Below are 1,531 nucleotides of genomic sequence, written 5' to 3' on the forward strand. Positions count from 1 at the left end.
ACCGTCCGACTTGACCACCATGGTCCTCACCTTGCGCGGCGCAACGGCGACGACATCGGCATTGGTGCCCTTGTCGGCATCCTGCAGCACCTGCGCAATGCGGTCCTCGGACTTGGGCGCGGGCGCCGTATTGTCGGCAGAAGCGTTGTCGGCCGAAGCGGCGCCGGCCATCGGCGCGGCATTGCCGACATCGGTTCCAGCGGCGGCTGCATTCTGGTCCGGCGAAAGGTCGATGGCGCGGGCCGGATCTTTCGCCTGGACGTCCACTGGCTCTTCGACGTTGGTGACCAGCTTTTCCTGGACCGGCTCGGCTGGCTTGGCGCCCCTGACCGCGTCGTAGACCTTGTTGTCCTGATTGGGCACCACGGCGCCGCCCGGATTCTCCGGCTTGACCTTGATCGGCGCGTTGTCGGCCTTGACGATGACAGGCGCTTCGCTGCCGCCCTTGCCGCCAAAGGACAGCGCAAAGGCCCCGAGACCGCCCGCGACCGCGACCGCGCCGACAATCGCGGCGATGAACAGTCCGCGTCCGCGCGTCGGCCTCCCGGCCTCACGCTCGCCGAGACCCGGAACAGCCATAGCCTCGTCGAGTTCGGGATCGTAGTCGAGTTCATCGACAGTAAAATCATCGGCTTGCGAAACCGGCTGGCTCCCTGGCAGGCCGTCGAGGTCGAAGCCGGAGGCGTCGGCATAACCCGTGGGCGCCGCCGCGCGGGCGGACATGTCCATCGGCCGCGCGGCATAGGTCCGCGCTTCCGGCTCATAGCCCGGCTTGAGCCCGTCGTAGCCCGGCTTGACCCCGTCATATGCCGGCTTGAGGCTGTCATAGCCCGGCTTGAAGCCCGCGGCATAGGAGTCATCATCGTAAGACGCGCTGGCCACATTGCTCGTGGGAACAGGAGCGACCTCCACCGCGTTCATCTCGGAGAGAAGGCTGGAGAACTCCGCATCGAGATCGTCGTAGCCAGACGACGCCGGCTGGTCTTCCTCGAAGTGCAGTTCGGGAATATCGAGATCGTCGGCTAGCGCGACGACACGCTCGGGTACATCGACCGTTTCGACGTCGGGCATGTCTTCGTAATGCGCAGGCTGGCGCGATTGGGGCGCCGGCACCGGGGCAGCGGGAGCCACGGTCTCGACCGGCTCGGACGAACGGTAGGACGTCATGGCGGCGACTGCCGGCGCGGCGGCCACGGATGCCACCGAAGCGGCCGGCTGAGCAAACGCAGGCTGAGCACTGAATGACGGCTGCTGCGGAACCGGCGTCACGCGGCTCCACGAACGCGTCGGCTCTGCCGGTTGGGAACGCTCCGCAAGCCAATCGAGAGAATCCGCCGAATTGTCCCGGTCAGTGGCTTCGTCACGCGGATCAAGATCCTTGGGCAAAGCCGCGTCGAACGCATCATCGTCGAAATCGACATCGCCAGCCGTGTGCCAAGTCGTATCCTGGAGTTCATCAAGCATAAGTGCGTCAATATCAGCATCGGCCGCTTGGGCCGTGCCAACATGCCGGCCATGCTCAGCCGCGGGT

General features: G+C 65.8%; 1 pseudogene. It reads right to left on the reverse strand.

Annotated elements, in window-relative coordinates:
- Positions 1 to 1,531, reverse strand: a pseudogene (locus EN893_RS33435) (SPOR domain-containing protein); the annotation flags it as partial.

The sequence above is a fragment of the Mesorhizobium sp. M7A.F.Ca.CA.004.04.2.1 genome, from assembly GCF_004022825.1.
In the GTDB taxonomy this organism is placed as follows: Bacteria; Pseudomonadota; Alphaproteobacteria; order Rhizobiales; family Rhizobiaceae; genus Mesorhizobium.